At 75.1% G+C, this 23,158-nt stretch carries 22 protein-coding genes; 3 read left to right on the forward strand and 19 right to left on the reverse strand.

Annotated elements, in window-relative coordinates:
- Nucleotides 1–26 precede the first annotated feature (26 nt).
- Entirely contained in the window at nucleotides 27–902 is an 876-nt protein-coding gene (locus ACI796_RS18350; protein ID WP_456942657.1) for an A/G-specific adenine glycosylase, read from the forward strand.
- Nucleotides 903–1,035: 133 nt separating this feature from the next.
- On the opposite strand, the gene ACI796_RS18355 is transcribed toward ACI796_RS18350, so the two are convergent.
- From ACI796_RS18355 to ACI796_RS18395, 9 genes are all read right to left on the reverse strand, one after another.
- On the reverse strand, nucleotides 1,036–3,576 hold the full coding sequence (locus ACI796_RS18355) for an ATP-dependent Clp protease ATP-binding subunit (RefSeq protein ID WP_456942658.1): 2,541 nt from the start codon (nucleotides 3,574–3,576) through the stop codon (nucleotides 1,036–1,038).
- A 350-nt stretch (nucleotides 3,577–3,926) separates the two neighbouring features.
- Nucleotides 3,927–4,280 (reverse strand): histone-like nucleoid-structuring protein Lsr2, encoded by a 354-nt coding sequence (locus tag ACI796_RS18360; RefSeq protein WP_456942659.1) that lies wholly within the window; start codon nucleotides 4,278–4,280, stop codon nucleotides 3,927–3,929.
- 161 nt (nucleotides 4,281–4,441) lie between these two features.
- Nucleotides 4,442–5,944 carry a lysine--tRNA ligase gene (gene lysS / locus ACI796_RS18365; protein WP_456942660.1) on the reverse strand — a complete coding sequence of 501 codons (1,503 nt, stop codon included), beginning with the start codon at nucleotides 5,942–5,944 and terminating at the stop codon, nucleotides 4,442–4,444.
- A 46-nt stretch (nucleotides 5,945–5,990) separates the two neighbouring features.
- Nucleotides 5,991–6,785, reverse strand: a complete 795-nt coding sequence (locus ACI796_RS18370) for a type III pantothenate kinase (protein ID WP_456942661.1) — start codon at nucleotides 6,783–6,785, stop codon at nucleotides 5,991–5,993.
- A 5-nt stretch (nucleotides 6,786–6,790) separates the two neighbouring features.
- Nucleotides 6,791–7,696, reverse strand: a complete 906-nt coding sequence (gene nadC, locus ACI796_RS18375) for a carboxylating nicotinate-nucleotide diphosphorylase (RefSeq protein WP_456942662.1) — start codon at nucleotides 7,694–7,696, stop codon at nucleotides 6,791–6,793.
- A complete protein-coding gene (locus ACI796_RS18380; protein WP_456942663.1) occupies nucleotides 7,693–9,351 on the reverse strand; it encodes an L-aspartate oxidase in 1,659 nt (552 codons plus the stop codon). The genes nadC and ACI796_RS18380 overlap by 4 nt, the downstream gene beginning before the upstream one ends.
- Before the next feature lie 17 nt (nucleotides 9,352–9,368).
- Nucleotides 9,369–9,794, reverse strand: coding sequence for an aspartate 1-decarboxylase (gene panD, locus ACI796_RS18385; RefSeq protein ID WP_456942664.1), 426 nt, complete (start codon nucleotides 9,792–9,794; stop codon nucleotides 9,369–9,371).
- A complete protein-coding gene (gene panC, locus ACI796_RS18390; RefSeq protein ID WP_456942665.1) occupies nucleotides 9,791–10,672 on the reverse strand; it encodes a pantoate--beta-alanine ligase in 882 nt (293 codons plus the stop codon). The genes panD and panC overlap by 4 nt, the downstream gene beginning before the upstream one ends.
- Nucleotides 10,669–11,613, reverse strand: coding sequence for a Rossmann-like and DUF2520 domain-containing protein (locus tag ACI796_RS18395; RefSeq protein WP_456942666.1), 945 nt, complete (start codon nucleotides 11,611–11,613; stop codon nucleotides 10,669–10,671). The genes panC and ACI796_RS18395 overlap by 4 nt, the downstream gene beginning before the upstream one ends.
- 307 nt (nucleotides 11,614–11,920) lie before the next feature.
- Here ACI796_RS18395 and ACI796_RS18400 point away from each other — a divergent pair, with 307 nt between their 5' ends.
- Nucleotides 11,921–12,667, forward strand: a complete 747-nt coding sequence (locus ACI796_RS18400; protein WP_456942667.1) for an SDR family oxidoreductase — start codon at nucleotides 11,921–11,923, stop codon at nucleotides 12,665–12,667.
- Between the two features lie 128 nt (nucleotides 12,668–12,795).
- On the opposite strand, the gene ACI796_RS18405 is transcribed toward ACI796_RS18400, so the two are convergent.
- The 4 genes from ACI796_RS18405 to ACI796_RS18420 form a co-directional block, all read right to left on the reverse strand.
- Nucleotides 12,796–13,803, reverse strand: coding sequence for a DUF6779 domain-containing protein (locus ACI796_RS18405; RefSeq protein ID WP_456942668.1), 1,008 nt, complete (start codon nucleotides 13,801–13,803; stop codon nucleotides 12,796–12,798).
- Nucleotides 13,804–13,953: 150 nt separating this feature from the next.
- Entirely contained in the window at nucleotides 13,954–14,961 is a 1,008-nt protein-coding gene (locus ACI796_RS18410; protein ID WP_456942669.1) for a glycine betaine ABC transporter substrate-binding protein, read from the reverse strand.
- A gap of 161 nt (nucleotides 14,962–15,122) precedes the next feature.
- Nucleotides 15,123–15,863 (reverse strand): ABC transporter permease, encoded by a 741-nt coding sequence (locus tag ACI796_RS18415; RefSeq protein WP_456942670.1) that lies wholly within the window; start codon nucleotides 15,861–15,863, stop codon nucleotides 15,123–15,125.
- A complete protein-coding gene (locus ACI796_RS18420; RefSeq protein ID WP_456942671.1) occupies nucleotides 15,860–16,591 on the reverse strand; it encodes an ABC transporter permease in 732 nt (243 codons plus the stop codon). Before ACI796_RS18420 ends, ACI796_RS18415 begins: the two co-directional genes overlap by 4 nt.
- Nucleotides 16,592–16,594: 3 nt before the next feature.
- Between ACI796_RS18420 and ACI796_RS18425 the strand changes: the two genes are divergently transcribed.
- On the forward strand, nucleotides 16,595–17,779 hold the full coding sequence (locus ACI796_RS18425) for an ABC transporter ATP-binding protein (RefSeq protein WP_456942672.1): 1,185 nt from the start codon (nucleotides 16,595–16,597) through the stop codon (nucleotides 17,777–17,779).
- Nucleotides 17,780–17,783: 4 nt separating this feature from the next.
- On the opposite strand, the gene ACI796_RS18430 is transcribed toward ACI796_RS18425, so the two are convergent.
- The 6 genes from ACI796_RS18430 to ftsH all read right to left on the reverse strand — a co-directional run bounded on the left by ACI796_RS18430 (nucleotide 17,784) and on the right by ftsH (nucleotide 22,821).
- Entirely contained in the window at nucleotides 17,784–18,311 is a 528-nt protein-coding gene (locus ACI796_RS18430; RefSeq protein ID WP_456942673.1) for a DUF3180 domain-containing protein, read from the reverse strand.
- A 40-nt stretch (nucleotides 18,312–18,351) separates the two neighbouring features.
- Nucleotides 18,352–18,855 (reverse strand): 2-amino-4-hydroxy-6-hydroxymethyldihydropteridine diphosphokinase, encoded by a 504-nt coding sequence (gene folK, locus ACI796_RS18435; protein ID WP_456942674.1) that lies wholly within the window; start codon nucleotides 18,853–18,855, stop codon nucleotides 18,352–18,354.
- Entirely contained in the window at nucleotides 18,852–19,232 is a 381-nt protein-coding gene (gene folB, locus ACI796_RS18440; protein WP_456942675.1) for a dihydroneopterin aldolase, read from the reverse strand. Before folB ends, folK begins: the two co-directional genes overlap by 4 nt.
- Nucleotides 19,225–20,088, reverse strand: a complete 864-nt coding sequence (folP, locus tag ACI796_RS18445; RefSeq protein WP_456942676.1) for a dihydropteroate synthase — start codon at nucleotides 20,086–20,088, stop codon at nucleotides 19,225–19,227. The genes folB and folP overlap by 8 nt, the downstream gene beginning before the upstream one ends.
- Nucleotides 20,085–20,702, reverse strand: a complete 618-nt coding sequence (folE, locus tag ACI796_RS18450) for a GTP cyclohydrolase I FolE (RefSeq protein WP_456942677.1) — start codon at nucleotides 20,700–20,702, stop codon at nucleotides 20,085–20,087. Before folE ends, folP begins: the two co-directional genes overlap by 4 nt.
- A 73-nt stretch (nucleotides 20,703–20,775) precedes the next feature.
- Nucleotides 20,776–22,821, reverse strand: a complete 2,046-nt coding sequence (gene ftsH / locus ACI796_RS18455; protein ID WP_456942678.1) for an ATP-dependent zinc metalloprotease FtsH — start codon at nucleotides 22,819–22,821, stop codon at nucleotides 20,776–20,778.
- Nucleotides 22,822–23,158: the final 337 nt, after the last annotated feature.

The following is a 23,158-nucleotide window of genomic DNA, read 5'->3' on the forward strand; positions in this document are numbered from 1 at the left end:
CCCGGCGCGGGGCACACTGGACCCTCGTGAGCAGCACCGCCGGACTCGGGGACGCCCTCGTCGACTGGTACGACACGGCGGCCCGCGACCTGCCGTGGCGCCGGCCCGGCGTGGACCCGTGGGCGGTGCTGGTCAGCGAGGTGATGCTGCAGCAGACGCCGGTGGCGCGGGTCGAGCCGGTGTGGCGCGCCTGGACGGAGCGCTGGCCCACCCCGGCCGCGCTCGCCGCCGCGTCGCCGGCCGAGGTGATCCGCGCCTGGGGCAAGCTCGGCTACCCACGCCGGGCGCTGCGGCTGCGGGAGACCGCCGTGGCCCTCGTCGAGCGGCACGGGGGCACCGTCCCGGCCGACGTGGCGGCCCTGGAGGCGCTGCCGGGCATCGGGACCTACACGGCCCGGGCGGTGGCCTGCTTCGGCCACGGGACGCCGCAGCCGGTCGTGGACACCAACGTGCGGCGGGTGGTGGCCCGGCTGGTGCACGGCCGCGCCGAGGCCGGGCCCGCGCGCGCCTCCGACCTGACCGACGTCGCGGCGCTCGCGCCGGCGGACCGGGAGCGGGCGTGCCGGTTCTCGGTGGCGGCCATGGAGCTCGGCGCGCTGGTCTGCGTGGCCCGCACGCCGCGGTGCGCCGCGTGCCCGGTGCGGGACCGGTGCGCCTGGCGGCTGGCCGGCTGTCCCGCCGCCGAGGGGCCGCCGAAGCGGGTGCAGCGGTTCGCCGGCACCGACCGGCAGGTCCGCGGCCGGCTGCTCGACGTCCTGCGCGCCGCCGACGGCCCGGTCCCCGCCCCGGCCCTGGACGCCGCCTGGGACGACCCGGTGCAGCGGTCCCGGTGCCTGGACTCCCTGCTGGCCGACGGCCTGGTCGAGCAGACCGACGACGGGCGGTTCACCCTCCCCGCCTGAACCCCCTCAGCGGCGCCGTGGCGGCGTCGGGTGGGCACCCGAGGGGCGCGGGCGTCCTCCCCTCCCCGGGAACGCGACGGGGGCCGCCTCCCTCGCGGGAGACGGCCCCTGTCGGTGGACCTGCTGGGGCCGCTTACTCCTTGCGGAGCGAGGGGCCCTGGGTGCCCTCCTCGTCGTCGCCGACGGTCAGCGCCACCGGCGGCGTGTCGGGCAGGTCGATCGGCTTGCTCTCGCCGCGGAAGGTGAACTTCGCGTCGGTGCCCTCGCCCTCGACGTCCACCACGACGATCTGACCGGCGGTCAGCTCCCCGTAGAGGATCTTCTCCGACAGCGCGTCCTCGATCTCGCGCTGGATGGTCCGGCGCAGCGGCCGGGCGCCCAGCACCGGGTCGAACCCGCGGGCCGCCAGGAGCTTCTTGGCCTCCTGGGTGACCTCGAGCGACATGTCCTTGTTGCTCAGCTGGCCCTCCACGCGGGCGAGCATCAGGTCGACGATCTGGATGATCTCGGCCTCGGTCAGCTGGTGGAACACGACGATGTCGTCGATGCGGTTGAGGAACTCGGGCCGGAAGTGCTGCTTGAGCTCGTCGTGGACCTTCGTCTTCATGCGCTCGTAGTTCGACTGGTCGTCGTTCCCGGCCTGGAAGCCGAGGCCGACCGCCTTGGAGATGTCCCGCGTCCCGAGGTTGGTCGTGAGGATCAGGATCGTGTTCTTGAAGTCCACGATCCGGCCCTGACCGTCGGTGAGGCGGCCGTCCTCCAGCACCTGCAGCAGCGTGTTGAAGACGTCGGCGTGGGCCTTCTCGATCTCGTCGAAGAGGACCACCGAGAACGGCTTGCGCCGCACCTTCTCGGTCAGCTGGCCGCCCTCGTCGTAACCGACGTAGCCGGGAGGGGCACCGACGAGCCGCGACACGGTGAACCGGTCGTGGAACTCGCCCATGTCGATCTGGATGAGCGCGTCGTCCTCGCCGAACAGGAAGTTCGCGAGCGCCTTGGCGAGCTCGGTCTTACCGACACCCGAGGGGCCGGCGAAGATGAACGAGCCACCGGGGCGACGCGGGTCCTTGAGGCCCGCGCGGGTGCGCCGGATCGCCTGGCTGACGCTCTTGATGGCCTCTTCCTGGCCGATGATCCGCTTGTGGAGCTCGTCCTCCATGCGGAGCAGACGGGTCGTCTCCTCCTCGGTGAGCTTGAAGACGGGGATGCCGGTCCAGTTGGCCAGCACCTCGGCGATCTGCTCGTCGTCGACCTCGGCGACGACGTCCATGTCGCCGGCCTTCCACGCCTTCTCCCGCTCGGCCTTCTCGGCCAGGAGGGTCTTCTCCTTGTCGCGCAGCGACGCGGCCTTCTCGAAGTCCTGCGCGTCGATCGCCGACTCCTTCTCGCGGCGGATGCCGGCGATCCGGTCGTCGAACTCGCGCAGGTCCGGCGGGGCGGTCATCCGCTTGATCCGCATCCGGGCACCGGCCTCGTCGATCAGGTCGATCGCCTTGTCCGGCAGGAAGCGGTCGGAGATGTACCGGTCGGCCAGCGTGGCGGCGGCGACGAGGGCGCCGTCGGTGATGCTGATCCGGTGGTGCGCCTCGTAGCGGTCGCGCAGGCCCTTGAGGATCTCGATCGTGTGGGTGAGCGTCGGCTCGCCCACCTGGATCGGCTGGAAGCGGCGCTCGAGCGCGGCGTCCTTCTCCAGGTGCTTGCGGTACTCGTCGAGCGTGGTGGCGCCGATGGTCTGCAGCTCACCGCGGGCCAGCATCGGCTTGAGGATGCTGGCGGCGTCGATCGCGCCCTCGGCGGCACCGGCACCGACGAGGGTGTGGATCTCGTCGATGAACAGGATGATGTCGCCGCGGGTGCGGATCTCCTTGAGCACCTTCTTGAGGCGCTCCTCGAAGTCACCGCGGTACCGCGAGCCGGCGACCAGGGCGCCGAGGTCGAGGGTGTAGAGCTGCTTGTCCTTCAGCGTCTCGGGGACCTCGCCCTTGACGATCGCCTGGGCCAGGCCCTCGACGACGGCGGTCTTGCCGACGCCGGGCTCGCCGATGAGGACGGGGTTGTTCTTGGTCCGCCGCGAGAGGACCTGCATGACCCGCTCGATCTCCTTGGCCCGCCCGATGACCGGGTCGAGCTTGGAGTCGCGCGCGGCCTGGGTCAGGTTGCGGCCGAACTGGTCGAGCACCAGCGACGTCGACGGCGTGCCCTCCGCGGGGCCGCCGGCCGAGGCCGGCTCCTTGCCCTGGTAGCCGGAGAGCAGCTGGATGACCTGCTGGCGGACGCGGTTGAGGTCGGCGCCCAGCTTCACGAGGACCTGGGCGGCCACGCCCTCGCCCTCGCGGATCAGGCCGAGCAGGATGTGCTCGGTGCCGATGTAGTTGTGGCCGAGCTGCAGCGCCTCGCGCAGGGACAGCTCGAGCACCTTCTTCGCCCGCGGGGTGAAGGGGATGTGCCCGGACGGGGCCTGCTGGCCCTGGCCGATGATCTCCTCGACCTGCTGGCGGACACCCTCGAGCGAGATGCCGAGCGACTCGAGGGCCTTGGCAGCGACGCCCTCGCCCTCGTGGATCAGGCCCAGGAGGATGTGCTCGGTGCCGATGTAGTTGTGGTTGAGCATCCTGGCCTCTTCCTGCGCCAGGACGACCACCCGTCGGGCTCGGTCGGTGAACCGTTCGAACATCTGCTGCTTCTCCTCTGACCGGCTGGTCCGGCACGTCCCTCCCCACGAGCGGGGAGGAGCACCCGACGTCCGTCGGCGCGCTGGGGCACCGGTCATTCCACTGTAGTCACGGACCACGCCGTCCCGTCGGTCACGACCGGCGGTGCGGTGGGTGGCTTGCCCGGTCCAACCGATGGTGGCGGGGCGGTGTTCCGGGGGCGTTACGCCGACAGCGGACGGCGTGTCCCCCGGGGACGCCGACGGCCCGGCCCCTCGTCGAGGGACCGGGCCACCGGTGACGTGCTGGAACGGCCCCCTCGCAGGGGCCCACCCCGCGCGGGGCGAGGGGTGGGGGCGAGGGGGTCCTTTCCCTAGTGGGCGGCCTCGTAGGCCTCGACGACGCTGGCCGGGATGCGGCCGCGGTCGCTGACGTTGTGGCCGTTCTTGCGGGCCCAGTCGCGGATCGCGCCCGCCTGCTCGCGGTCCATCCGCCCGCCGCCGCCGGTGGCACGGGACCGGCCGGCGCCGGAGGCCCGACCACTGCCGCGGCCGACCTTGCGGGCGGCCTGCACGTACCGGGAGAAGGCGTCGCGCAGTTCCTTCGCGTTCTTCTCGGACAGGTCGATCTCGTAGTTCGTGCCGTCGAGCGAGAAACTCACCGTCTCGTCCGCGGGGAGGTCCTCGTCGAGGTCGTCACTCAGGATCACCTGGACCTTGCGCGCCATTCCGCTTTCCTCACTCCCTCTCGGCCCCCGTGGCCGGACAATTGCAGCCACCCGGAGCCGGGTGACGCGCACATTCCACCACAGGAGGAAGGGGGAAGAGCAATCCCCGACGGCGGGTCGCCCCTTTCGGGGAGGAATTCGGCGCAGCGGAACGGGATGAGTCAGGAAATGGGGCGGACCAACGGGAACAGGATCGTCTCGCGGATACCGAGGCCGGTGAGCGTCATCATCAGCCGGTCGATGCCCATCCCGACACCACCGGACGGCGGCATCCCGTACTCGAGGGCCTCGAGGAAGTCCTCGTCGAGCACCATGGCCTCGGGGTCGCCGGCCGCGGCCAGCAGCGCCTGCTGGGTGAACCGATCACGCTGGACGACCGGGTCGACCAGCTCCGAGTAACCGGTGCCGCGCTCGATGCCGGCGATGTAGAGGTCCCACTTCTCCGCCAGGCCCGGCGTCGTGCGGTGCGCGCGGGTCAGGGGCGAGGTGTCGACGGGGTAGTCGACGACGAACGTGGGCGCCTGCAGGGAGTCCTGCACCAGCGCCTCGAACAGCTCCTCGACCACCTTGCCGGGCAGCCACGCCGGGTCGACGCCGACGTCGTGCCGGCCGGCCAGCTCCCGCAGCCGCTCGACCGGCGTCTCCGGGGTGACCTCCTCGCCGACGGCGTCGGAGACCAGCGTGTAGAGCGGCACCTGCGGCCACTCCCCCGACAGGTCGATCTCGGTGCCGTCGTGGTGGCGCGCGACGTGGTCGCCGAACAGCGCCGCGCAGCACTCCTGGACCAGTTCCCGCGTGGTGCGCGCCACGTCCTGGTAGTCGGCGTAGGCCTCGTAGAACTCGAGCATCGCGAACTCCGGCGAGTGCGAGCTGTCGGCGCCCTCGTTGCGGAAGTTGCGGTTGATCTCGAAGACCTTCTCCAGGCCGCCGACGATGCACCGCTTGAGGAACAGCTCGGGCGCGATGCGCAGGTACAGGTCGAGGTCGAAGGCGTTCATGTGCGTGCGGAACGGCCGGGCGGCAGCACCGCCGTGCACGGTCTGCAGCATCGGCGTCTCGACCTCGAGGAACCCGCGGCCGGTGAGCCCGGACCGCAGCGCGGCCATCACCTGGGCTCGCTGCCGGACGGTGCGGCGCGCCTCGTCGCGGACGATGAGGTCCACGTAGCGGCGGCGGACCCGCAGCTCCTCGCTCATCGGCTTGTGCGCCACCGGCAGCGGGCGCAGTGCCTTGGCCGCCATCCGCCAGGAGTCGGCGAACACCGACAGCTCGCCGCGCCGCGACGTCCCGACCTCCCCCTCGACGAAGACGTGGTCGCCGAGGTCGACGTCGGCCTTCCAGGCGTCCAGCGCCTCGGCGCCCACGCGGTCGCGGGAGAGCATGACCTGCAGCTCGGCGTCGCCCTCGCGCAGCGTCGCGAAGCAGAGCTTGCCGGTGTTGCGGCTGAAGATGACCCGGCCGGTGACGCCGACCCGCTCGCCGGTCGTGGTGTCGGGCTCGAGGTCGGGGTGCTTGGCCCGGACGTCGGCCAGCGAGGTGGTGCGCTCCACCGTGACCGGGTACGGGTCGACGCCGGACGCGCGCAGCCGGTCGAGCTTGGCGCGGCGGACCCGGAGCTGTTCGGGGAGCTCGTCGTCCGGCAGGCCCGGGGGTTCGTCGGTCACGCCGTCCGAGCCTACGGCCGTGCGCCGCGACACCTCCGGCGACGTCCTAGCGGCGGCCGCCGGCCTGGGAGCGCTCGAAGGCCAGCCGAAGGCCGTGCACGGTGAGGTCGGGCTCGCGCTCGGCGACGGTGCGGCAGCTGTCGGCCACCAGCGGCGCCAGGCCCCCGGTGGCGACGACGACCGGCGGGTCACCGAACTGCGCGACCAGCTCGCCGGCGATCCGGCCGACCAGCCCGTCGACCAGCCCGGCGAAGCCGAGGACCACCCCCGACTGCAGCGCGGCGACGGTGTTCTTCCCGATCGCCTGCGCCGGGACGGTGAGCTCCACCGACCGCAGCTGCGCCGCGCGGGTGGCCAGCGCCTCCAGGCTGACCTCGACGCCCGGGGCCAGCGCGCCGCCGAGGAACTGCCCGTCCGGGCCGACGGCGTCGACGTTGGTGGAGGTGCCGAAGTCGACCACCACGACCGGGCGGCCGCTCCCGTCGGGCGCCCGGCCGAACAGCTCGTGCGCGGCCAGGGCGGTGACCACGCGGTCGGCGCCGACCTCGCGCGGGTTGTCCACGTGCAGCGGGACGCCGGTGCGCACGCCGGGGCCGATGAGCACGACCGGCACCTCGAGGGAGTCCAGCAGCTGCCGCAGCGCGGGCAGCAGCGCCGGCACCGTGGAGCACGCCGCGACGCCGGTGACCGGGGTGTCGCGCAGCAGCCCGCGCCAGAGCATCCGGATCTCGTCGGAGGTGGCCCGCGGGTGCGTGGTCACGCGCCAGCAGCCGACCCGCCGGGCGCCGTCGAAGGTGGCCAGCACGGTCTGGCTGTTGCCGACGTCGACGGTGAGCAGCACGCCGGTCAGCTCCGCAGGTCGAGCGCGAGGTCGAGGATCGGCGAGGAGTGGGTGAGCGCGCCGACCGAGAGGAAGTCCACGCCGGTCGCGGCGACCTCGCGGGCGACGGCGAGGGTGAGCCCGCCGGTGGCCTCGAGCTCCGCGCGGCCGCCGACCAGGGCCACCACCTCGCGCAGCTGCGCGGGCGGCATGTTGTCCAGCAGCAGGAAGTCCGCGCCCGCCTCGACCGCCTCGACCGCCTGCGCGGGGGTGTCCGCCTCCACCTGCACCGGCACCCGCGGCGCCCGCTCGCGGACCGCGGCCACGGCGGCGGCCACGGAGCCCGCGGCGGCGACGTGGTTGTCCTTCACCATCGCGACGTCGTAGAGGCCCATGCGCTTGTTCGACCCGCCGCCGCAGCGCACCGCGTACTTCTCCAGCGGGCGCAGCCCGGGGGTGGTCTTGCGGGTGTCGAGGACGACGGCGCCGGTGCCCGCGACGGCGTCCACCCAGGCGCGGGTGGCGGTGGCGATGCCGCTGGCCCGGCTGGCGATGTTCAGCGCGCTGCGCTCGGCGGCCAGCAGCGCGCGGACCGGCCCGCGGACGGTCAGCAGCACGTCGCCGCGGGTCACCCGGTCGCCGTCGGCCGCGCCGGCGGCGACCGTGGCGCCGGGCGCGAGGCGGGTGAACACCCGGGCGGCGACCGGCAGGCCGGCGACGACGCCGTCGGCGCGGGCGACGAGGTCGGCGGTGCCGTACTGCACCGGGGGCACGGTGGCGGCGCTGGTGACGTCGAGCGCGACGGCGAGGTCCGGCTCGGCGGGCAGGACGGCCCCGCCGGCGAGGTCCTCGGCCAGCGTGCGCTCGACCAGGTCGTCGACCCAGCCCGGCGACAGCCCGGTGCCCTCCAGCGACCGCGGGTCGGCGGTCACCACGGCTGCACCACGGGGGTCCCCACCGGCCGGCGGGTCAGGCGCAGCCGGCCGTCGTCGTCGAGGCGGACGTCGAGGTGCACCCGCCAGTCCTCCTCGGTCGCGGGGTGGTCCTCGCGCCAGTGGCAGCCGCGGGTCTCCTCGCGGGCGCCGGCGGCGGCGGTGAGGGCGCTCGCGACGGTGAGCAGGTCGGTGGCCTCCCAGCTCTCCACGCCGGGTGCGGCGCCGGGGCCGGTCACCAGCCCGGCGGCCAGCCCGGCCAGCACGCCGGTGGCCTCGGCCAGCCCGGCGCCCGAGCGCAGCGCGGCGACCCGGCCGGACATGGTCTCGGTGACGGTGCGCCGCCCGGCCGGGTCCAGCAGGCCCGCGGTCCCGGCGGCGGCCGCGCGGGCCGGCGCGGCCGGGGGCAGCGAGCGGGCCAGCTCCGCGCCGATGCGGGCGGCGAACACCAGCCCCTCGAGCAGCGAGTTCGACGCCAGCCGGTTGGCGCCGTGCACGCCGGTGCAGGCGACCTCGCCGCAGGCGTAGAGCCCGGGGACGGTGGTCCGGCCGGCGAGGTCGGTGACCAGGCCGCCGGAGGCGTAGTGGGCGGCCGGCGTGACCGGTACCAGGTCGGTGACCGGGTCGACGCCGATCGCCCGGCAGCTGGCCACGATGGTCGGGAACCGCTCGGCGAGGCCGGGCACGTGCCGGGCGTCGAGCCAGACGTGGTCGACGCCGTCGCGCAGCTGTACGCGGGTGATCGCCTTGGCGACGACGTCGCGCGGCGCGAGCTCGGCCTGCGGGTGGACGCCGAGCATGAACCGCTCCCCCGCCCCGTCGCGCAGCACCGCACCCTCGCCGCGCAGCGCCTCGCTGACCAGCGGCTGCTGCCCGCGGGCGCCCGGGCCGCGGTACAGCGACGTCGGGTGGAACTGCACGAACTCCAGGTCGGTGGCCACCGCGCCGGCGCGCAGGCCCAGGGCCACGCCGTCGCCGGTGGACACCGCGGGGTTCGTCGTCGCGGCGTAGACCTGGCCCATCCCGCCGGTGGCCAGCACGACGGCCCGCGCGCGGACGGCGCCCACGCCGTCCTCGGTGCCCTCGCCGAGGACGTGCAGGGTGACGCCGGCGGCCCGGCCGCCGGCGTCGGTGAGCAGGTCGAGCACCATCGCGTGCTCGACGAGGGTGATGCCGGGGTCGGCGTGCACGGCCTCGCACAGGGCGCGCATGACCTCGGCGCCGGTGGCGTCGCCGCCGGCGTGCACGATCCGGTCGGCGGTGTGCCCGCCCTCGCGGGTGAGCAGCAGCCGGCCGGAGGGGTCGCGGTCGAAGCCGGCGCCCCAGCCGATGAGCTGGTGCAGCCGCGCCGGGCCCTCGGTCACCAGGGTGCGGACCGCGTCGGGCTCGCACAGCCCGACGCCGGCGACCTCGGTGTCGCGGGCGTGCGCCTCGGGGCTGTCGGCCGGGTCGAGCACGGCGGCGATGCCGCCCTGCGCCCAGCGGGTCGAGCCGTCGTCGACGCGGACCTTGGTGACGACGGCGACCGACAGCCCCGCTGCCCGGGCGTGCAGCGCGACGCACAGACCCGCGACGCCGGAGCCGACGACGCAGACGTCGGCCGACAGCTCCCAGCCGGGTGCGGGAGCCGTCAGCCGGGTGGGCAGGCCCGTCACGGGCGCCGCCAGGGACGTCACCGGACGGGGACGCCGAGGTCGCTGCGCTGCTGGTCGGCCGCGCCGGGCACCGGGGCCGAGGGGTCCCCGCCCAGCTCGACGACGCGGTTGCCGCCGTCGACGTGCACGACCTTCGGGATGTGGCTCTTCGCCTCGGTCTCGTCCATGAGGCCGTAGCTGATGAGGATCACCAGGTCGCCGGGGTGCACCAGGTGCGCGGCGGCGCCGTTGATGCCGATGACGCCGCTGCCCCGCTCGCCCGGGATGACGTAGGTCTCCAGGCGGGCGCCGTTGGTGACGTCCACGATCGCCACCTGCTCGCCGGGGATGAGGTCGGCGGCGTCGAGCAGGTCCTCGTCGACGGTCACCGAGCCGACGTAGTGCAGGTCGGCCTGCGTCACCGTCGCCCGGTGGATCTTGGACTTGAGCATCGTGCGCATCATCGGGGGGCTCCCAGCTGGACGGCGGCGTTGTCGAGGAGGCGGGTGCTGCCGGCGCGGGCGGCCAGCAGCAGCCGGGCGGGGCCGGCGGCGGGGGCCGGGCCCAGGTCGGGGTCGGTGAGCGCGAGGTAGTCGGGCACCAGCTCGGGCGCGCCGGCCAGCACCCCGCGGGCGGCGGCGAGGACCGCCTCGGCGCCGCGCGGGCCGGCGTCCGCCCCGGCACGCAGCGCCCTGTTCAACGTCGCGGCCCGGGCGCGCTCTTCCGGCGCCAGGTAGCGGTTGCGGCTGGACAGCGCCATGCCGTCGTCCTCGCGGACGGTCGGCACGCCGACCACCTCCAGCGGCAGCGCCAGCTCGCGGACCATCGCCCGGACCAGCGTCAGCTGCTGGTAGTCCTTGTCGCCGAAGAACGCGAGGTCGGGCCGGGTGAGGCCGAACAGCTTGGCGACGACGGTCAGGACGCCGGCGAAGTGGCCGGGCCGCACCGCGCCCTCGAGGACCGACCCGAGCGGGCCGGGGTCGACGGTGACGCCGAGCGAGCCGGGCGGGTAGACCTCGTCGACCGGCGGGTGGAACACGATGTCGGCGCCCTCGTCGGTGAGCGCGGCGAGGTCGGCGTCCCACGTGCGCGGGTAGCGGTCGAGGTCCTCGCCGGGGCCGAACTGGGTCGGGTTGACGAACACCGACACGACGACGCTGCCGGCCCGCTCGCGGGCGGCGCGGACCAGCGCGCGGTGCCCCTCGTGCAGGGCGCCCATGGTCGGGACCAGCGCCACCGGGCCGGGCAGGGAGGCGCGCAGGCGGGCGAGGTCCGCGGTCGTCTCCGCGACGGCCGGGGCGGTGGGGTGGGTGGACGACACGGCCGCGGTGCTGGTGGTCACCGGGAGCCCGCCGGGTCGGCGGCCTCGTACAGCAGGTCGAGCAGCGGCGCGCCCTCGTGCCGCTTGAGCCGGCCGGCGGACAGCGCCCGCTCGGTGGTCCGCTGCGCCATGGCGACGTAGGCGGCCACCGACTCGGGAGCCCGGTCGGTGAGCGTCGCGAGGTGGTCGGCCACCGTGCCGACGTCGCCGCGGCTGACCGGGCCGGTGAGCCCGCGGTCGCCGCGGCGCAGGCCGTTGTCCAGCGCGGCGGTGAGCAGCGGGGTGAGCACCCGGGCCGGGGTGTCGACGCCGGCCTGGCGCAGCAGGTCGGCGGCCTCGGCGACGAGGGTGACCAGGTGGTTGGCGCCGGTGACCAGCGCCGCGTGGTAGAGCCGCCGGTCGTCCTCGGCGACGAAGAACGGCTCCCCGCCCATCTCCAGCACCAGGGTCTCGGCGACCGGCCGGTGCAGGGGACGGCTGGTGACGCCGAACGGCGCGCCGGCGAGCCGGTCGGCGTCCTCGGGGGCGCCGGTGAAGGTCATGGCCGGGTGCAGGGCCAGCGGCAGGACGCCGGCCTGCTCCGCGGGGGCGAGGACGGCCAGGCCGTGCGCGCCGGAGGTGTGGAAGGCGAGCTGGCCGGCCCGCCAGGTGCCGGTCTCGGCGAGGCCCGCGACGAGGCCGGGCAGCGTGTCGTCGGGGACGGCGAGGACCACGAGGTCGGCGGCGGCGACCACCTCGTCGGCGGGCAGCAGCGGGGTGCCGGGCAGCAGCCGGGCGGCGCGCTCGGCGGAGGCGGTGGAGACGCCGGAGGCGGCGACCACGTCGTGGCCGGCGGCGGCGAGGGCGGCCCCGAGGACGGCGCCGACGCGGCCGGCGCCGATGACGCCGACGCGGAGCCGGGCGGGGGCGCTGTCGGCGGGCTCGAGCCCGGCAGCGCGGGGGGTCCTGCGGGCAGCAGGCATCGGGACACCTCTCGTTCCAGTCCCTGGCGGGTACCGGACTCGGTGGGCGGACCGTCGTCGTCGGCGGTCCGGTGGTGCGAGGGCGGTGCGGGTCGTGCCGGCGGGGCGTCCGCTGCGACCGGGTGTGTCACGCGGGCGACGCGCCGAAGGCGAGTGTGAGTCGGCCCCCGGGCGCCTGCAACGGAACGGCACTGTGGCGTGGCTCACGCCACCGTCGCCGGGGTGGGCGGGGAGCCCGTCCGGGGCGGTCCTACGGTTGCGGCGGCACCGGCGCCGACGCGGTCGCCGGCGGACACGAGGGAGTGACGTGGGCACGTTCGAGGGATGCACCGCGCTGGTCACCGGCGGCAGCCGCGGCATCGGGCTGGCCATCGCCCGCAGCCTGGTCGACCGGGGGGCGCGCGTGGTGCTCACCGCCCGCAAGGCCGAGGCGCTCGAGGAGGCGGTCGCGGCGCTCGGCGGTCCCGACGTCGCCGTCGGCGTGCCGGGCAACGCCGGGGACGCCGCGCACCGCGCCGAGGCCGTGCGCACCGCGGTCGAGCGGTTCGGCAGCCTCGACCACCTGGTCGGCAACGTCGGGATCAACCCCGTCTACGGCCCGATGGTGGACCTCGACCTCGACGCGTTCCGCAAGATCCTCGACACCAACGTCGTCGGCACGCTCGGCCTGGTGCAGGAGGCCTGGCGGGCGTGGATGTCCGAGCACGGCGGCTCGATCCTCGTCGTCGCCTCGGTGGCCGGGCTCAAGGCCTCGCCGATGATCGGCGGCTACGGCGTCAGCAAGGCGGGGCTGGTCAACCTGGTCACCCAGCTGGCCGTGGAGCTCGGCCCGAAGGTGACGGTCAACGCGGTCGCCCCGGCGGTGGTGAAGACCCGCTTCGCCGGCGCGCTCTACGAGGGCCGCGAGGAGGAGGCCGCCCGCGCCTACCCGGCCGGCCGGCTGGGCGAGCCCGAGGACGTCGGCGAGGCCGCGGCCTACCTGCTCGGTGCCGGCTGGGTCACCGGCCAGACGCTCGTGCTCGACGGCGGCGCGCTCTCCCGCGGCCCGGCCTAGCCGGCGACCCTCCGGCCCCCTCGCAGGCAGAAGGACCCCGTCCTCCTCACCGCTCGCACGCTCGCGGCGAGCCTCTGGACGGGGCCTGGCGCGAGCCTGCGAGTGGTGAGGGGCGAGGGGGTCCTTCGTCAGGCGTCGCGGTAGCGGCGGCGCCGGCCGCCGGGAGTGACTCCGCTCTCGGCCAGGATCTGCGCGAGCCGTGCCGCGCCGGCCTCGTCGTCGGCCGGCGCCCCGTACCTGCCGTGCCCCGCGGCGGCGGCGTGCACGGAGGGGCGCTCGAGGGTCAGCTGCTCCTGCGGCGCCGGGGGCAGCAGGTCGGCGGGCAGGTCGGTGCGCCGGCGGCGCGGGACCGGCGGGGGCGCCACCACGCGCGCGACCGGCTCGGGCTCGGGCAGGAGCTCGGGCAGGGGCTCCGGCGCGGGGAGCGGGACGGCGACCGTGGCCGGCACCGCGGTGCCGGCGCCGTCGGACGGGGCCGCCCAGCCGCCCAGCTCCCGGGGGACGGCGGCGTGCCAGGCGGCGGTCGCCGGCTCCAGCGGGTCGCGGCCGGTCCGCACCGACTGGGTGCGCATGACCACCCGCTCGATGTGCATCTCGCCCGAGTGGTGCAGCTCGCCCGGTGGGTGCAGCTCGCCCGCGGACCGCTCGGTCAGCTCGGCGCGCAGCCGGCCGACGTCGGCGCGCAGGCCGGCCAGCTCGGCCAGGTCGCCCCGCAGGGCGCCGATGGCGGCGACCTCGGCGTGCAGCGCGCCGAGGCCCGCGAGGTCGCCGCGCAGCCCGGTCAGCTCGGCGCGCAGCCCGTCGAGCTCGCGGCGCATCGACGCCTCCGCCTCGCCGCGGACCCGCGCCTCCAGCTGCAGCTCCGACTGCCGGTGCGCGGCCGCGTCGCGCTCGCGCTCGGCCTCGTGGGCCCGGCGCAGCTGCGCCTCGAGGGCGGCGACGTCGGCACCGCCGGCCGCCGGCTCCGGGCGGCGCCCGGCCGCGAAGGCGGCGCCCAGGCAGGCCCAGGCGACGGCGACCACGGCCACCCGCAGGACCTGCGGGTCGTCGCTGAGGAAGACGACGGCGGTCGCGGCGGTGGCGAGCACGCACCCGAGCACCTGCCCGGCGACGCGCAGCCCTCCCCCCGTCCGCATGCCCTCAGGGTAACGCTGAGCGAGCCCCCGACTGCGGCACGGAATCGTCCCGTGTGCCGCAGCCGGGTCCGCCAGGTGAGGTGCTGGAACGGCCACCCTTCAGGGGCCCGCGCCGAGCTTGCGAGGCGTGGGGGGAAGGGTGGTCCGTCATCAGTCCTGGGCGAGGGCGCCGTCGGAGCTGAAGACCAGGCCCATCGAGACCTCGCCCTGCTGGATGGCGGCCTTGGTCGCCGGGCCGCCGGCGTCGAACTCGCGGAACTCGGCGAACTGCAGGCCGTAGGTCTCCTCGAGGCCCGGCTGGCAGAACGGCCGGGTCGGGCACTCGGCCGGCCCGCCGAGGACCAGCGACCCGTCACCGCAGGCGTCGGCGAGCTCCGACAGCGTGGTCACGCCGAGCTGGTCGGCGAACTCCTGCGTCACCGCGAAGGCGTTCTGGTCGGCGGCCTCCGACGGCGTGCCGAAGGTCAGCCCGACCTGGTCGGCCAGCGGCTGCAGCGCGTCGCGGGTGGCCTGGGCGTCGCCACTGGCGAGCGGCGCCGGGTTGGGGCCGTTGACCTGGGCGTTGAGCGCCTCGGTGACGGTGGCCAGGTACTCCGGGAAGACCTGCAGGTCGGTGCCGGAGATCAGCGCCGGCAGGTAGAGGTCGCGGTTGCCCACCTCGCGCACGGTGGCGTCGAAGCCCGCCGCCTGCAGGACCCTGGCGTAGACGTTGGCCAGGATCGTCGACTCGGTGAAGTTGCCGGCGCCCACGACGACCGGCCCGCTGCCCTGCTCGAGGCCGTCGGTCACGCCGCTGTCCTCGACCCACTGGGCCGCGACGTCCTCGGCGCTCTGCCGCTCGAGGTCGACGGCGGCGTTCATGTCGATGAGCTGGTCGGTGGTGAGGGCGGCCGAGACCGCGTCGAGGGCCGGCACCAGCGCGGGGTTGGCCGCGGCGGTGGCCGAGGTCACCGCCGGCACGATGTTGTCGGCGTTCTGCAGCTCCTGGTCGTCCTCGAGGACGACGAGCTGGTCACCGGCCACGGGGGCGCAGGCGTCGCCGCTGGCGGCCGAGCCGCTCGCGGTCGAGCCGCCGGTGCCCGAGGAGCCCGACTCGCCGCAGGCGGCGGTCAGGAGCAGGCCGGTGAGCAGGAGAGGCGCGAGAGCGCGCTTGCGCATGGTGTCCGCCTTCTGTGTCCCGTGCGGCGGGCGGCCGCGACGCGTGTCTGGCGGGGGTCCCCCGCGCGACACATGCAACCCGCGGCTCCCCGCGCACCGACACCGGCACCGCCGATGTGTTGCGCTCTCGTTACCTGCCCGGGATCAGACGGAGACGCAGGTCACAGCGGGACCCCGCTGGCGGTGGGTTCCGGCACGGCGCCGTCCCGCGCGGCGGTCGCGCGGACGTGCAGGAACGGCAGCCGGCGCGGCCCCGGGGTGACCGCCCAGGACAGCACCGCGAGGACGAGCTCGGTGAGCAGCGCCAGGCCCGCCACGAGGACGGCGCCGGCGATCATCACGCCGTAGTCCTGCTGGCCGAACCCGAGGTTGATCAGCCGGCCGAGCCCTCCCCCGCCGACCAGCGCGGCCAGCCCCGCCGTCGCCACCACCTGGACCGCCGCGGTGCGGATGCCGGTGGTCACCAGGGGGAGGGCCAGCGGCAGCTCGACCCGGCCGAGCACCTGCGCCCGGCTCATCCCCATCCCGCGCGCGGCCTCCTTCACCTCGGGGTCGACGCCGCGGAAGCCGACGAAGGTGTTGGTGAGGATCGGCGGGACGGCGAACACCGCCAGCGCGATCGTCGTCGCACGGTTGCCGAAGCCGATGGGGCTGACGGCGAAGAGGGTGAGCAGCGCGAGGGTCGGCACCGCCCGGCTGACGTTGGACAGGACGACGACCAGCCCCGAGCCGCGGCGCGCCGTCCCCAGGGCGACGCCGACCGGCAGCGCCACCGCCATCGCCGCCAGGACCGCGACGACGGAGATGCCCAGGTGCTCCAGCGTCAGGTCGACGATGCCGTTGGGGCGGGTCCAGTTGAACGGGTCGTTGAGGTACACCAGCGCCCGCGAGAAGTCGTTCACGCGCGCACCGCCCGCGTCCACGGGGTGAGCGCCCGCTCGGCGCCGGCCAGCAGGACGTCGGCGAGCAGCGCGAGCAGCACGCACCCGACCGCACCGGTGACGATCTCGGCGCGGTAGAAGTTCGCCGCGAACCCGCCGGTGATCAGCTGCCCGAGCCCGCCGTGGCCGACCAGCACGCCGACCGTCGTCAGCGCGACCGTGGACACCGTGGCGATCCGCAGCCCGGCCATGAACGCCGGCAGCGCCAGCGGCAGGTCCACCCGCCAGAACGTCTGGGCGGCCGAGAGCCCCATCCCCCGGGCCGCCTCGCGGACGTCCGCCGGGACGCCCTGCAGGCCGGCCAGGAAGTTCCGCACGAGGATGACCAGCGAGTAGGCGACCAGGCCGATCAGCACGGTGTTCGACGACAGCCCGGTGAAGGGCACCAGCAGCGCGAACATCGCCAGCGACGGGATCGTGTAGACGACGGTGGACAGGCCCAGCACCGGCGCCGACAGGAACCGGCTGCGCCGGGCCAGCACCGCCAGCGGCAGCGCGATGGCCGCGCCGATGACCACCGCCAGCACGGTCAGCCGGACGTGCTCGGCGGTGTAGGACAGGATGGAGTCCCAGTTCTCCGTCACGTAGGACGGGTCGAACCACGGGTTCGGCGCCTCGTCCACCGCGAGCAGCCCCACCGCGGGGTCGCTCACCGCGTCCAGCAGGGGGCGCGCACCCAGGGAGGTCACCCCGTGGACGCTACTGCCGATGCCGGCCGGGAGAGCACGGCGGAGGAGATCCGGCTCGAGGGGGTCAGCAAGACCTACCCCGACGGCACCGTCGGGGTGGAGCGGCTGGACCTCACCTTCGCCGCGGGCGAGCTGTCGGTCCTGGTCGGCCCGTCCGGCTGCGGCAAGACCACGACGATGAAGATGATCAACCGGGTCATCGAGCCGACGACGGGGCGGATCCTGCTCGGCGGCGAGGACGTCACCCGCGTCGACGCCGACCGGCTGCGCCGCCGGATCGGCTACGTGATCCAGAACGTCGGGCTCTTCCCGCACCAGACGGTGCGGGACAACGTCGCCACCGTGCCGCGGCTGCTGGGCTGGGACAAGCGGCGCACCCGCGCCCGCGTCGACGAGCTGCTGGCCACCGTGGGCCTCGACCCCGCCGTCCACGGCGGGCGCTACCCGGCCCAGCTGTCCGGCGGCCAGCGGCAGCGGGCCGGCGTGGCGCGGGCGCTGGCGGCCGACCCCGCCGTCCTGCTGATGGACGAGCCGTTCTCCGCGGTGGACCCGGTGGTCCGCGAGCGGCTGCAGGCGGAGTTCCTGCGGCTGCAGGAGACGGTGCGCAAGACGATCGTCTTCGTCACCCACGACATCGAGGAGGCCGTCCGCCTCGGTGACCGGATCGCGGTGATGAGCACCCGCGGGCACGTCGAGCAGTTCGCCCCGCCCGCGGAGCTGCTCGGCCGGCCGGCCAACGCCTTCGTCGCCGACTTCGTGGGTGCCGACCGCGGGCTCAAGCGGCTGGCGGTCACCGGCATCGCCCCCGACGACCTGGAGCGGCCGCCGGTCGTGCACGTGGCCGACGGGCTCGCCGACGCCCGGGCCTCGCTGGAGGCCGGGGGCGCCCGCTGGGCGGTCGTCCTCGACGACGACGGCCGGCTGCACGGCTGGCTGTCGGCCGAGCGGGCCACGGGCGCCGGCACGGTGGGCCCGGCGGCGCACCGGATGGAGGCCTGGGTGCCCGCCGACGCCACGCTGAAGACCGCGTTCGCGACGATGCTCCAGCACGAGGCCGGCTGGGTCGCGGTGCTCGACGGCGACCTCTTCCTCGGCGTGCTCACCCCCGAGTCGCTGCACGCGGCGCTGCGCCGCTCGGTGGACGGGACGGCCCCGGAGACCGCCGGCACGGTGCCCGCCCGGGGCTGAGCGACTAGGCCCGGACGCCGTCCCCCGGCCGCCGGTCGCCGCGCTCCTCCGGCGGGATGCGGCAGACCGACTCCAGCCACAGCGCGGCAACGGTCAGCGCGACGGCGCACAGGACGCCGACGACCGCGGTGACCGTGTCGCTGCCGGCCGCCTGCAGCCGGGTGACCGCCGGGGCCACGTGCAGCAGCACCCCGGCCCAGATGCCGACGAACGCCGCGCCGACGAAGGCGCTGGCCTGCGCCAGCACCGCCAGCCGCGCCACCAGCAGCGGCTCGACCCGGCGCACCAGCGGCGCGCCGGGATCGGCGGGCGGCGCGGCCTCCCCCCCGCGGGCACTGCGCCGGGCGGCGCGCTCGGCCGCCAGGCGGGCGCGCAGCGTGCGGGCGCCCAGGGCCTCGGCGACGGCGAGCAGCGCCAGCGGGACCGGCAGCCACCAGCGCAGCGGCGGCAGGCTGCCGTAGGTCGCGCGGACCAGCAGCCAGGCGGCCAGGGCCAGCCCGACGGCGACGACCACCAGGTCGCGGCGGTTCACCGGCGTCACTCTGCAGCTCCGCGTGAGCTCGCGAGCTCGCTCACCGAAGGTGCTCCCACCGCACGACCGCGGCCACGTCCTCCGGCGGCAGCGCGGCGACGAGGTCGGCCACCCGCCCGTGCCCCGGCAGCACCGCGGTCGGGTCCAGCGACAGCCACGGGACCAGCACGAACGCCCGCTCGTGCGCCCGCGGGTGCGGCAGCGTGAGGGCCGGGTCGTCGGAGAGGACCGGGGTGCCGTCGTCGGCGGTCACCGTGACGACGTCGACGTCGAGGGTGCGCGCGCCCCACCGCACCTCACGGGTGCGCCCGGCGGCCTGCTCCAGCTCGTGCGCGCGGGCCAGCCAACCGGCGGCGTCGCGGTCGCCGCGGACGAACACCACCGCGTTGAGGTAGGGCGGCTGCTCGACCGGTCCCCACGGCGGCGTCTCGTACAGCGTGGAGCGGGCGACCAGGCCGTCGACCCGGAGGGCCTCGATGGCGGTGCGCAGCGCCTTGGCCCGGTCGCCGAGGTTGGCGCCGAGCGAGAGCACCGCGCGGCTCATACCGCCCGTTCCCTTCGGATCGTCACGGTGACGTCGTCGAAGGGGACGCCGAGGTCGGCCTGCGGCTTGTGCACGGTGATCTCGGCGGCCTCGACCAGCGGGTCGGCGAGGCAGACGTCGGCCAGCCGCTGGCAGAGGGTCTCGAGCAGGTCCACCGGCTCCCCGGTGAGGACGGCGTGCAGCCGCTGGGCGAGCTCCGCGTAGTTGACCGTCTTCGTCAGGTCGTCGCCGGCCGCGGCGGGCGCGGTGTCCAGTTCCAGGACGGCGTCGACGGAGAAGGTCTGTCCGTTCTCCCGCTCGAAGCCGTAGACGCCGTGGTGGGCGTGCGCGGTGAGCCCGCGGACGGCGATCCGGTCGGGGACGCGGCGGTCAGTCACGGCGGGCCTCCTCGCGGGCGCGCTGGACGGCGGCCACCGTGGCGACGGCGTCGGCCGAGCCCGCGGCGTCGTGCACCCGCACGCCCCACGCGCCGGCCTCCGCGGCCAGGACGGTGGTGGCCAGGGTGGCGGCGTCGCGTCCCGGCGCCGGGCGCAGTGCGCCGTCGGGACCGGCGAGCAGGCGGCCGAGGAAGGACTTGCGGGAGGCACCGACCAGCACCGGCAGGCCGAGGGACACCACCCGGGGCAGCGCGGCCAGCAGCGCCCAGTTGTGCGCCGCCTGCTTGGCGAAGCCCAGGCCGGGGTCGAGCACGAGCTGGGCGGCGTCCACGCCCGCCGACAGCGCGGCGTCGACCCGGGCGGTGAGCTCCGCGCAGACCTCGGCGACGACGTCGCCGTAGGTGGCCTGGGCGTACATCTCCCGGCTGTGGCCGCGCCAGTGCATGAGCACCCACGGGACGCCGGCGTCGGCGACGAGCGCGGCCATGCCGTCGTCGGCCAGGCCGCCGCTGATGTCGTTGACCAGCACCGCCCCCGCCTCCAGCGCCGCCTCGGCGACCTCGGTGCGGGTGGTGTCGACGCTGACCCGCACGCCGGCGTCGGTGAGCTCGCGGACCACCGGGACGACGCGGCGGCGTTCCTCGGCGGCGTCCACGCGGTCGGCGCCGGGCCGGGTGGACTCACCGCCGACGTCGACGTAGTCGGCGCCCGCCGCGGCCATCGCCAGGCCGTGCCCGACCGCGGACGCCGTGTCGGCGAAGCAGCCGCCGTCGGAGAAGGAGTCGGGCGTGACGTTGAGGACACCCATCACCACGCACCGGCCCGGGTGCAGGAGCTCGGCGCGGCGGCCGGTCACCGGCCCAGGACGAGGCTCATCGCCTCGGCACGGGTGGCCGCGTTCTCCCGGAACATGCCGCGGACGGCCGAGGTGACCGTCGTCGACCCGGGCTTGCGGATGCCGCGCATCCCCATGCACAGGTGCTCGGCCTCGACGACGACGATCACGCCGCGCGGCTTGAGGTGCTCGGCGAGCGCGTCGGCGATCTGCCGGGTCATCCGCTCCTGGACCTGCGGGCGGCGGGCGTAGACGTCGACCAGGCGGGCCAGCTTGGACAGCCCGGTCACCCGGCCGTCGTCGCCGGGGATGTAGCCGACGTGCGCGGCGCCGTGGAAGGGCACCAGGTGGTGCTCGCAGGTGGAGTACATCGGGATGTCCTTGACCAGGACCATCTCGTCGTGGTCCTCGTCGAAGACCGTCGCGAGCACCTGGCCCGGGTCCTGCCAGAGCCCGGCGAAGGTCTCGGCGTAGGCCCGGGCGACCCGGGCGGGGGTGTCCCGCAGCCCGGGCCGGTCCGGGTCCTCCCCCACCGCGAGCAGCAGCTCACGGACGGCGGCCTCCGCCCGTGCCGAGTCGATCCGCGAGAAGTCCGGACGGACCTCGTCCTCGGCCTCTTCCGGGATCTCGCTCACGCCGCTGCCTCACCGGCGCTCGGCATCGGCGCTCGCGGGGCTGCTGCGCCCCCTGACGAGCTCGCGAGCTCGCTCATCGCTGCACGGGTGCGCCGACGTCACCGACCGGGTTGGTGCCCCCCTTGACCAGCCCGTGGCCGTTCTGGCCGGCCGCGGTGGCCCCGTGGCCGTTGGCCCCGTTCGCCTGGGCGGCCTGCTCGGCCGGGGTCAGCACCGGCGGCTGGTCCGACGGCGTGCGCTTGCCGAAGCCGTTGTAGGGCGCCAGCGCCGGGCGCTTGGTGACCGGCGCGCAGATGCGGTCCATGTCCTCGCGGGACAGCGTCTCCTTCTCGATCAGCTCGAGGACGAGCTGGTCGAGCACCGCCCGGTACTCCACGAGGATCTCCCACGCCTCGTCGTGCGCGGCCTCGATGAGGGCGCGGACCTCGGCGTCGATGTCGGCGGCGACGGCCTCGGAGTAGTCCGGCCGCGAGCCCATGTCCCGGCCGAGGAACGGCTCGGAGTCGGTGCTGCCGTACTTCACCGCGCCGAGCTTGGCGCTCATGCCGTACTGGGTGACCATCGCGCGGGCCATCGAGGTGGCCTTCTCGATGTCGTTGCCGGCGCCGGTGGTCGGCTCGTGGAAGACCAGTTCCTCCGCCGCGCGCCCGCCCAGGGCGTAGGCCAGGGTGTCGATCATCTCCGACCGGGTCTGGGTGTACTTGTCCTCGGTCGGCAGCACGAGCGTGTGCCCGAGCGAGCGGCCGCGCGGCAGGATCGTCACCTTGTGCACCGGGTCCAGGTTGGGCAGCGCGTGCGCCACGAGGGCGTGCCCGCCCTCGTGGTAGGCGGTGACCTTCTTCTCCTTGTCGCTCATCGCCCGCGTCTTGCGCTCGGGGCCGGCGATGACGCGGTCGATCGCCTCCTCGACGGTGGCGTCGGTGACGACCGAGTTGCCCTGGCGGGCGGTGAGCAGCGCGGCCTCGTTGAGCACGTTGGCCAGGTCCGCGCCGGTGAAGCCGGGGGTGCGGCGGGCGACGGTCGCGAGGTCGACGTCGGGGGCGAGCGGCTTGCCCTTGGCGTGCACCTCGAGGATCCGCTTGCGGCCCTCCAGGTCGGGCCGGTCGACGGCGATCTGCCGGTCGAAGCGGCCCGGGCGCAGCAGCGCGGGGTCGAGGATGTCCGGCCGGTTGGTGGCGGCGATCATGATGACGCCGCCCTTGACGTCGAAGCCGTCCATCTCGACGAGCATCTGGTTGAGCGTCTGCTCGCGCTCGTCGTGGCCGCCGCCCATGCCGGCGCCGCGGTGGCGGCCGACGGCGTCGATCTCGTCGACGAAGATGATCGCCGGCGCGTTCTGCTTGGCCTGCTCGAACAGGTCGCGGACCCGGCTGGCGCCGACGCCGACGAACATCTCGACGAAGTCCGACCCGGAGATCGAGAAGAACGGCACGCCGGCCTCACCGGCCACCGCGCGCGCCAGCAGCGTCTTGCCGGTGCCGGGCGGGCCGAACAGCAGCACGCCCTTGGGGATCTTGGCGCCGACGGCCTGGAACTTGACCGGGTTGGCGAGGAAGTCCTTGATCTCCTGCAGTTCCTCGATGGCCTCGTCGGCGCCGGCGACGTCGGCGAACGTCGTCTTCGGCATGTCCTTGCTGACCGTCTTGGCCTTGGACTTGCCGAAGGCCATGACGCCGCGGCCGCCGCCCTGCATGGAGTTGAACAGCCAGAACAGCAGCAGCAGGAGGATGAGGAAGGGCAGGAAGCTGATCAGGACGCTGACGAAGACGTTGTCCTGCGTGACGTTCGTGGTGAAGTCGACGCCGTCACCGGTGCTCTGGCCGTTCGCGTCGATCCCGGAGACCAGGGCGAAGACGTCGTCGGAGGCCCCGATCGGGTACGACGCGCTGATCTGGTCGTTGCCGTCGACGGCGCGGGTCAGGTCGAGGTCGAGGGTCTGTTCCTTGTCGTTGATCGTGACCGACTCGACGTTGCCCTGCTCGATCTGCTCCAGCGCGACCGAGGTCTTCACCTGCTCGTAGCTGGAGCCGCCGCCGAGGAAGGTGGAGAGTCCGAGGGCCACCAGGACGACGAGGACGACCCAGAACCACACGGAGCGGAAGATCTTCTTGCGTTCCATACACCGATGCCGGGCGGCCGGGGGGCTCCGACCTGGCCCGTCGACCCTCCTGATCGCGTCCGGTGACGCTCCGCGCGACCCGGGCGGGCACCCTGGCGCTCGGTCCAGCGTCGTTGCGGTCGACGGTACACCGGGGAGGCTGCACGTCCCCTGTGTGCGAGCTGCCCGGCTGCTGTGCCCTCCCCCGTCCAGGGGACCCCGCCCGCCGGGGCGGTGTCGTGCCCGAGTGGGGCCCGGAGGGCTCCGCGAGGGGTGCGACGGGTGGGCTCGGCGCAGGCCGGGACGGCTCCTGGCCGCGGTGTCGTGCCCGAGTGGGGCCCGGAGGGCTCCGCGAGGG

This window comes from Geodermatophilus sp. SYSU D00525, assembly GCF_054050475.1.

What these genes read in the sequence shown, in the direction of transcription:
- ACI796_RS18360 (WP_456942659.1), bottom strand. Translation starts at nt 4,280, where the DNA reads ATGGCGCGCAAGGTCCAGGTGATCCTGAGTGACGACCTCGACGAGGAC.
- panD (WP_456942664.1), bottom strand. Translation starts at nt 9,794, where the DNA reads ATGATGCGCACGATGCTCAAGTCCAAGATCCACCGGGCGACGGTGACG.
- ACI796_RS18395 (WP_456942666.1), bottom strand. Translation starts at nt 11,613, where the DNA reads ATGCCTGCTGCCCGCAGGACCCCCCGCGCTGCCGGGCTCGAGCCCGCC.
- folK (WP_456942674.1), bottom strand. Translation starts at nt 18,855, where the DNA reads ATGAGCCGCGCGGTGCTCTCGCTCGGCGCCAACCTCGGCGACCGGGCC.
- ACI796_RS18355 (WP_456942658.1), bottom strand. Translation starts at nt 3,576, where the DNA reads ATGTTCGAACGGTTCACCGACCGAGCCCGACGGGTGGTCGTCCTGGCG.
- ACI796_RS18410 (WP_456942669.1), bottom strand. Translation starts at nt 14,961, where the DNA reads ATGCGCAAGCGCGCTCTCGCGCCTCTCCTGCTCACCGGCCTGCTCCTG.
- ftsH (WP_456942678.1), bottom strand. Translation starts at nt 22,821, where the DNA reads ATGGAACGCAAGAAGATCTTCCGCTCCGTGTGGTTCTGGGTCGTCCTC.
- ACI796_RS18405 (WP_456942668.1), bottom strand. Translation starts at nt 13,803, where the DNA reads ATGCGGACGGGGGGAGGGCTGCGCGTCGCCGGGCAGGTGCTCGGGTGC.